The sequence below is a fragment of the Methanospirillum sp. genome, from assembly GCF_035406105.1.
Classification (GTDB): domain Archaea; phylum Halobacteriota; class Methanomicrobia; order Methanomicrobiales; family Methanospirillaceae; genus Methanospirillum.
The window spans coordinates 1-8010 of the sequence record NZ_DAONKG010000112.1 but is presented as its reverse complement, the minus strand read 5'-3'; the positions used below and the strand labels follow the sequence as shown (position 1 = coordinate 8010).

The following is an 8010-nucleotide window of genomic DNA, read 5'->3' as shown; positions in this document are numbered from 1 at the left end:
ATGATGACCTCTTCTTTCAGCCGGGCCAGTCCATCCCGGACGATCTTTCTGGCATCATGTTCAGAAGGATCACCGTAACAGGGCACGTGAACCTTGTCACAGAGGGTTTTTATCTGGGTGTATGCACCAGGACGGAAGGTGTCTGCACAAATGACCGCAACCCGCATCCCCTTTCGCTTGAAAAACCGTGCAAGTTTTGCGGTTGTTGTGGTTTTTCCTGAACCCTGCAGGCCGGCCATAAGGATGGTCTGCTTTTCAAGGGTAACCTCCACCTTCTTCCCGACAAGAGCGACCAGTTCCTCATAGACGATTCTCAGCACATGCTCCCGTGCCGTCACTCCTTTCGGTGGCTGTTCGTCAAGTGCCCGTTTTTTGATCGTCTGCGAAAGCTGCATCACCTGTCTGACATTCACGTCTGCCGAGATCAGTGCCCGCTGAAGATCTTTTACCAGTTCCTCCACTGCAGCACGGTCAATCACCGTCTTCCCGGCTAGTTTACGGAGGGCATCCTTCAGATTTGATCCCAGGGTATCAAGCATTATGCATCACCCAGCAGTTCAGCGACCACAAGACGGGGATTAAAGGCCATCACATCATCATATCCCTGACCGGTTCCGATAAAAAGCAGCGGTTTTCCAACGGCATATGCAACCGATATGGCAGCCCCGCCTTTTGGATCCATATCAACTTTCGTGAGCATAATGGCGTCCATCCCGACGGATTTTGCAAACTCTTCCGCCCTGATGACCGCATCATTTCCTGCCACAGCCTCATCGACATAGACGATAAGATCCGGATTGATTACTCTTCGTATCTTTGCCAGCTGGTTCATAAGGTTTGCCCGGTTATGGAACCGTCCTGCGGTATCACCAAGGACCACATCGATTTTATGGGCCCGGGCATATTCAACCGTATCAAAGAGAACGGCGGTCGGATCTGATCCCTCCTGATGCTGTATCACCTTTACCCCAAGCCGCTCACCATGAACATCAATCTGTTCAATGGCACCGGCACGGAAGGTATCCCCGGCACCAAGGACTACAGAAAACCCGTTTTTTTGTAAAAATCTGGCAACCTTTGCGATAGAGGTGGTCTTTCCCGTCCCGTTCACCCCGGTAAAGAGTATCTTGACCGGCCGTTCGTGGTCCCTGATAAACGCACAGATATCTACCCCTTCTCCAAGAACACTGAGTAGGGCATCAGACAGGGCATCACGAACAATGGAATCGACTGATGTCCCGATCTTTCTTTTTGATCCGGTGAGATCGGATTTTATTCTTGACAGGATCGCTTCGGTTACGGAAAATGCCACATCACTTTCCAAAAGCCCCATCTCAAGTTCATCAAGGATATCACTGACATCCTTTTCAGAGATGATAAACTCCCGATCCCTGACGAAAGAGACAATCTTGTCGGTAAATCTTGGAGTGGCTTTCTTCTGCTGATCAGCAGGTATATCTGCCGTTTTTTGTGCTGGTGATTCGTCGGTCCCCCCGCTATCCGGAATTGTCTGCGCCTGCTCTGAAGGCGCTTCTTCAAGAGAATGTTCCAGTTTTTTTCTGGCAGAAAAGAGTTTTTCTTTGAGTGCTTTGAACATCTTCCGTCACCTGCTGCCACACGAAAGGCAGGAGTTCAGGAGGAACCTGTACCCTGTTGTTCAGCCTGAGCCTGCCGGTACAGCTGTTCAAGACGCTTTTGAATATCCTTTACCTGGGCATCAATCTTCTGCAGCACCTCGGTCAGATTCTTGGCCGTTGCCTCCATCTCCTTTATCCGGTCCTGCAGGTATGATATGGCACCAGCATTTGTCTTCTGAACGATAATATCCGATCCGATACTGACAAAAACCTCGTCCGGCTGAACAATGGTAGCCCGGATATTCAGTCCGCTCCCGATGGGCATGAATACCGGTGCTTCCCCTGCCTCTGCAAGGGCATTCAGCGTCTCAATTGAAGCATTTGCCTCACGAATACCCTCTTCCATCAGCCCGAGCTGACGGGAGTATACCTCTGCCTGCTGGGTATATTGATTCAGATAGGCCTGAAGAGACTGAACTTCCCTGGGGTCAACGGGGGCAGCCACCGGTATCACTCTCCACTCAGTTCGGTGACAGATTCAATCCTGATATACGGACGTGCAAGGCGATGTTTGCTCCCAATGATCGCAAAAATTCGCTCTTTTGCCTGGGTGGCGTTTGGTGCAGAGAGAACTTTTGTATATGGTTTCCAGAAGTCACGCTTCTCCTGGTATGTTCCTTTTACTTCGAATTTCTTCTCATCCATCTTTATTCCTCCTCAAAACCTAAAATGTCTTCAATTCTGCCGAGCTCATATCCGCTTGTCCCGACGCCGGCCAGGTACCCGTGACGGTTTGCAACAAGACCTGTTCCAACCATGGCATTTCCCATGGAAACCGAACCTTTTCCTATCGGCAGGTCACACACCTGCTCAAGGATCTGAATCTCCCCGGGGGTGCTCCGGGGACTGACAACAACACCGGTATTTGTTGCAACTGCAGCCATCCCCACCGTCTTGACATCGCCAAGCGTCAGGGGAATGACCGGTACATTCAGAAAATCGCCCAGGGCATCCATGAGTTCTTCATCCATATCAGGATGAACTGCCGCGAAATGATCGTTTGCAAGGATGATATTCCCGGCTGCATTCATGCCCTCTTCCAGCAGCATCAGGTCACGATATGGTGAGAGGGTCTGTATCTCTTCTTCGGTTGCCATTCCGGTGACGACCAGTCCGTGATTGTTGCCGGCCAGGAGAGACCCGATGATGGGACTTTTCTGAATGGTAGTCCTGACAATTTCAACCTGTAACGCTTCCTCGTACCGTGCAGTAACCTCTTCAGGTATGTCTGGGGGAACCACCGCGATATCGTCAAATACGCGGGTGAAAACGCCTATATGGGGATCTCCAGCTATCGAGACAAACCGGTCCATCTACTCCTCAGCCAGCTCTGCCTGAACATGCCCGTCTTCGAGCTTCATAGCCCGTACGCGGACTCGTGCAGGAGGCTTTTCCGTGCCTCTTGACCAGACCTTCTCATTAATATCCTGGCCAAGACGGATATCATCACTCTTCATATGGCGGCTTAAGAATGCACGGATATCCTTCATCGCCTTTGCACTCCGACGCCATCTTGGGACTCTCTTAACTCCCCCAAGGGGAATCACATACATCTGTTCCTGAAGTTTCTCAACCATTGATCTCACACCTTAAGGGTGCTCCGCCGCCAGCTGTGACGCTGTGGATGGGCCATTACTGCTCTGGCTGTCTTTACCATAACCCACTGGGGAACCCTGCGGTTCTGTGTGGTCTTTTTTGATAACCGAATCTTACGGCATTTTGTCAGTTTGCTCATAATACACCTATGAATTTGGTTTTCTGCCGGTGACAAGTGACTGCTGGTGTGCAGGCGGGAAGAATGACTCAGGGGAGAGGCCTCTTTGTATGAGTTCTCTTCGAATCCCGGTCTCGTAGTCCCCGTTTGAAATCTCACCGGTCTCTCCATATGATATGATCAGGTACCGGGAAACCAGTCGTTCAACCTCTTTTTTCGGAAATCCGATCAGCGGCCGGACATACGAGCAGGTATACCGGTCCCCGATACTCCGGATCTCATCATCAGTCAGAAGGGGAATCCGGTCACCAAACCTGGTCCCATCTGCAATCACCTCGTATTCGTCGCATAAACACCGGATGGCCTCACGGTGGATCTGCTGGATTGCATTATTTGGAAAACCTTCCCTGATGATGAGATCAACAGCCTCACTCAGAAGTCCTTCCCTGAACCGGCGGACATGATGAGGAAAACCAAGTGCCTTGGCGGCTTTCCTGACCGCATCGATGTCCGCATCCTGGCTGAAGCGAAAGGTGTTCAGTTCGACCTCATACCAGGTGGAGAGGAGAATGGCAGCAAGCGAGCTGTCCTTTCCACCGGAAAAGAGGACGCCTGCTTTCATCCCTTCCGCCTGATATTAAATTCCCGTTTCGCCGGGGTCACCTGCTGGAGAATGACCTTCAGCTGATCATCTGATATTTTGCTCTTGATTCTGCCATTCTGTGCAAGCATGACCAGTTGCTGTTCAACTGCCCTGGCAAAATCCGGTCTGGTGAGTTTGATGGTATTGAGTCGCTCCCTGGCTTCCGGTTCAAGAATCTGCATCAGCGCCATCTGCATCTGTGCTTCGTACTGTTGCTGACGCTCCATCTCCTGTTGCTGTATTGCAGCCTGCTGCTGCATCTCAGCCATCTTTCTCCGGCGGATTTCTGCCAGTTCATCATCTCCCATCTGATTCACCAATCCTGTTTACTGGTTTTCTTTACTGACGGTGTAGGCGATCCCATCAAGGAATGAGGCACCTGCAGGGGTAATGACCCTTCCGTTCTTCTGTTTTGCAACAAATCCTGCTGCTTCGAGCTGCTGCAGAGCCTTACGGAGGATAGAGCCGCTTCCCTTTACCGACTTGTTCGGTTTGGAACCACGGTCTTTCTTACCACCATATACCGAACGCATTCTCTCAACACCGACAGGTCCGTCAACATATACCCGCCTGAGGACGGCAGCTGCACGGGTATACCACCACTCTGGATCTTCCGGGGGCATCTCACGGTGTGTACCGGTTTTTACAAATGGTGCCCATTCAGGCGCGGTTATTTCGGCTTTTTCCTTCAGTTCCATTGCCGCTTTTGCGATGAGCTTGTCGGCCGGAACATCATATACAGTAGTCATCGATAGTCCACACTCTCAATACGGATCGTAGTCTCTACTTATTCGCGTGGAGTGTTCATATATATTTCGAGGTTTTGTTCACCGGTAGATGTGCGAATCTCCAAGAACCATCGTTCTTCCGCGTACCTGAAGGAGTTTTGTCCCGCTTTGAATTGCAACAGATTCAGGATCTATCTCAACACTGGAGAGCCATTTCACTTTGATGAGTTTCCGGACCTTTATCTGGTTTTTTATCTCATCTATGATAGTATCACTCATCCCCTGTTTGCCTACCCATATCGTTGGTTTCAGGTCATGAAATCCTGAGTTACTTCTTCTCTTTTCCATTGGAACGTACACTCCTGCCAGTTGGTATTCTTCGATGCCAGCCACAGGTAAGACAGGTTATGATCACTCGTCCCCGGTATATCCTCACTCGTCCGGTCGTCCCGGGGACCAGATATGCATTACATCTTCTGCAATACCTTCGTGCCAGCAGGGGAGGGATCCGGATCCGCTCCTTCATGGCAATCATGCGTGCCCTTTTCACACAAAGATGGCTGTATTCCTGGTTCCATGAAAAGAAAGATTCTGCCTGGGAAAAAAGGATTAAGATCCGTTCCATGGCAATATGCTTTCTGTCAGAACGCGGGGCTTTCCTGCTCATGTATACGGAAGGATGCGAACCCTGCGACCCTCTATGACAAGCCTTTTTTCGAAAAAGAGTCTGATCGCATCTGAAAATGCCTGGTGTTCTTCAACAAGAATACGGTCAGAAAGACTCTCTTCATCATCATCTTCAAGAACCGGAACAGCCCTCTGGATGATCACCGGTCCGGCATCCATGTCCTTTGTAACAAAATGCACCGTGCACCCCGCAATCTTCGTCCCGTACATCAGGGCCTGCCGTTGGGCATGAAGTCCCTGAAATGCAGGAAGGAGCGATGGATGGATGTTTATCATCTTTCCCAGGTATGCATCAACAATCCGCTCACCAAGCAGTCGCATATACCCTGCCAGAACCACAAGATCAGGATGGAAACGTGCCAGAACAGCAAGAAGAGCATCCTCGTACCGGTTTTTATCTGGAAATGAGTGATATGGGACGATTTCAGCCGGAATACCTGCATTTTCTGCCCTTTTTATCGCGTATGCCTCCGGGTTGTCTGTTATCAGGGCGGTACAGGAGGCATTGATGTATCCTGCATTGACCCGGTCAATAATTGCCTGAAAATTTGTTCCCCGCCCTGATGCAAGGACGACAAAAGTTCCCCTGGTCATTCGGTGCTCTCCTTTTCCTCATCAGACGACTCAGGGGGATGTATTTTAATGAGCTTTAAACGGTTGATCCGCTTTCCGGTCATCTGGATGATCACCAGGCGTACTCCCTCTTCGGTAAGCTCCAACACATCCCCTATCCGGGGAATATTTCCAAGCCGTTCGATGAAAAGACCTGCTATGGTTTCATAGGTCTCGCTCATCGGGAGATGAAGATCCAGTTGTTTGTTTAAGTCCTCCACCCACATCCGTGCATCAACCGAGTAGACATCATCAGCCACCCTGACAAGTTCCTGTTCTTCGGTATCAAATTCATCCAGAATGTCACCGACCAGTTCCTCAAGTATATCCTCAACCGTGATTATACCGACAAAACTTCCGTATTCATCAAGTACAATAGCCATATGGGTTTTTTTCACCCGGAGTTCCCTGAGAAGGTCGTCAATGTTCTTTGTCTCAGGCACAAAGAGGGGCTCAGATAGGAGGTCCACAATCGGGACAGAGTCACGAGCCTCAAGCACCGCAAATATGGCATCTTTGACATTGAGTATCCCCCGGATCGTATCGATATTCTCATGCCACACTGGCAGGCGGGAAAACCCGGTGTTCTTAAAAATCTCCAGGGCTTCATCAGAAGTGGAGGTATCCTCAAGCATGACCACATCAATCCGGGGGGTCATGACTTCGCGCACACGGGTATCTGAGAATTCAAAAACGGAATGGAGCATCTCCTGCTCATCCTTTTCTATAGTTCCCTCTTCCTGCCCGACATCAATCCACTCTTTTATCTCCTCTTCCGTTATCATATGGTGAGCAAAAGCGCCAGCTCCGGTCATCTTTCCGATAATCTTGTTAAAAATGAAGATAAGCGGGTAAAAGAACTGTGATAGAAGAAGAATAACCGGAGAAAACCGTAAGGAAATACTGGTAGCATTTCTGGAAGCATACATCTTGGGCCATATCTCACCAAACACAAGCAGCAGGATAACCACAACGATAGTTGCAACCGATACCGCAATACCGGTCTCGCCAAAAAAGGCGATTGCCACTGCTGTTGCTACTGAGGCCGCAAGGATGTTGACAATATTATTCCCGATAAGAATGGTGATAAGAAAACGATCAGGATTTTTTTTGAGAGTTGCGAGGGCCTCAGAACCAGGTTCCCGTTCGTTTACCAGAGTTCTGACCTTTGCCCTCGTAATAGAGAACAACGCAACCTCCGATCCGGAGAAAAAACCGGACAGGATGAGGCATAATATAAAAATAACAATATAAATGTAATATTCTATCATTCAGTGATCACGCCGGAATACGGCATAGACAATGGGCATATGAGGTTTGATCGAATCCTCATACATCTCTCTTAGTGTTCCTACATGATATTGTAAGCAGAAACAAAAAGTTACCTCTGTTCCATTTCATAAGTCAGCAGTCTCCTCCTCTCATCAGATCACAAGGCTTTCTTTATAGCGCAGATGTCATCTCTTTTTCTATAACCCTTTATATTATCTTTTTAAGCCATGCAATCTCCTGGTTCATGAATGAAATCTTTTGAGAATATGACAGCTCTTGAGGAAGGACCAGATCATTTATTTCAAGGGTTATCTGACCATTGTATCCCCAATCCCTGAGGGATGTAAGGAATGATTCCACATTCTGATCATACCGTATCGATCCGTGCATATGTCTGGTACCCGCTCCGGATAGATGGATATTAACCATCCGCTCTCTTCCGCACGCAAGAAATGAGGAGATGATATCAGGTCCGCTTTTTGCTGCATGAGCGAAATCAAAGGTAAAGCAAAGCCAGGAACGTTCATCTAGAATCTTTATTACTTCTTCCGGGGTCGTCAACAGGGCATTGACTGCAGGCTCCATATTTTCAATCGCTATCTTAACCCGCACCTCGTCAGCAACGGATTCGATGCAGTCAAGCATGTGCCCGAGCCGTTGGTAGTCAGTGATACTGGGGGGGCGTTTTGCAGTTCTCCGCCCCGGATGAATCGTACA

General features: G+C 49.2%; 15 protein-coding genes. All 15 read right to left on the bottom strand.

All coding sequences use genetic code 11. From position 1 onward, the window contains the following. The coding region (locus PLA23_RS07935; protein WP_324474798.1) for a signal recognition particle receptor subunit alpha at positions 1-539 on the bottom strand (539 nt) is incomplete at its 3' end. Beyond that, positions 539-1597 carry a signal recognition particle-docking protein FtsY gene (ftsY, locus tag PLA23_RS07930; RefSeq protein WP_324474796.1) on the bottom strand — a complete coding sequence of 353 codons (1059 nt, stop codon included), beginning with the start codon at positions 1595-1597 and terminating at the stop codon, positions 539-541. The genes PLA23_RS07935 and ftsY, both read right to left, overlap by 1 nt. A gap of 35 nt (positions 1598-1632) precedes the next feature. Then, positions 1633-2091: a prefoldin subunit alpha gene (gene pfdA, locus PLA23_RS07925; protein WP_324330579.1), complete on the bottom strand. Its 459-nt coding sequence runs from the start codon at positions 2089-2091 to the stop codon at positions 1633-1635. Next, positions 2088-2282, bottom strand: coding sequence for a 50S ribosomal protein L18Ae (gene rpl18a / locus PLA23_RS07920; RefSeq protein ID WP_324330577.1), 195 nt, complete (start codon positions 2280-2282; stop codon positions 2088-2090). The genes pfdA and rpl18a overlap by 4 nt, the downstream gene beginning before the upstream one ends. 2 nt (positions 2283-2284) lie before the next feature. Beyond that, complete coding sequence (locus PLA23_RS07915) at positions 2285-2950, bottom strand: translation initiation factor IF-6 (RefSeq protein WP_324330576.1); 666 nt, start codon at positions 2948-2950, stop codon at positions 2285-2287. Then, a complete protein-coding gene (locus tag PLA23_RS07910) occupies positions 2951-3214 on the bottom strand; it encodes a 50S ribosomal protein L31e (RefSeq protein ID WP_324330574.1) in 264 nt (87 codons plus the stop codon). Between the two features lie 5 nt (positions 3215-3219). After that, positions 3220-3372, bottom strand: coding sequence for a 50S ribosomal protein L39e (locus PLA23_RS07905; RefSeq protein WP_011449956.1), 153 nt, complete (start codon positions 3370-3372; stop codon positions 3220-3222). A gap of 7 nt (positions 3373-3379) precedes the next feature. Next, positions 3380-3973, bottom strand: coding sequence for a DUF7411 family protein (locus tag PLA23_RS07900; RefSeq protein ID WP_324330566.1), 594 nt, complete (start codon positions 3971-3973; stop codon positions 3380-3382). Further along, a complete protein-coding gene (locus PLA23_RS07895; protein WP_324330564.1) occupies positions 3970-4302 on the bottom strand; it encodes a DNA-binding protein in 333 nt (110 codons plus the stop codon). Before PLA23_RS07895 ends, PLA23_RS07900 begins: the two co-directional genes overlap by 4 nt. Positions 4303-4320: 18 nt before the next feature. After that, positions 4321-4743 (bottom strand): 30S ribosomal protein S19e, encoded by a 423-nt coding sequence (locus PLA23_RS07890; RefSeq protein WP_324330562.1) that lies wholly within the window; start codon positions 4741-4743, stop codon positions 4321-4323. A gap of 78 nt (positions 4744-4821) precedes the next feature. After that, positions 4822-5070, bottom strand: a complete 249-nt coding sequence (locus PLA23_RS07885) for a YhbY family RNA-binding protein (RefSeq protein WP_324330560.1) — start codon at positions 5068-5070, stop codon at positions 4822-4824. After that, a complete protein-coding gene (locus PLA23_RS07880) occupies positions 5051-5347 on the bottom strand; it encodes a ribonuclease P protein component 4 (protein ID WP_324474793.1) in 297 nt (98 codons plus the stop codon). The genes PLA23_RS07885 and PLA23_RS07880 overlap by 20 nt, the downstream gene beginning before the upstream one ends. A 38-nt stretch (positions 5348-5385) precedes the next feature. Next, positions 5386-6003: a phosphoribosylglycinamide formyltransferase gene (gene purN, locus PLA23_RS07875; RefSeq protein WP_324474791.1), complete on the bottom strand. Its 618-nt coding sequence runs from the start codon at positions 6001-6003 to the stop codon at positions 5386-5388. After that, positions 6000-7292, bottom strand: a complete 1293-nt coding sequence (locus tag PLA23_RS07870; RefSeq protein WP_324474789.1) for a hemolysin family protein — start codon at positions 7290-7292, stop codon at positions 6000-6002. Before PLA23_RS07870 ends, purN begins: the two co-directional genes overlap by 4 nt. 208 nt (positions 7293-7500) lie before the next feature. After that, positions 7501-8010 (bottom strand): sugar phosphate isomerase/epimerase family protein (locus PLA23_RS07865; protein ID WP_324474787.1); only part of this gene is annotated, 510 nt, incomplete at its 5' end.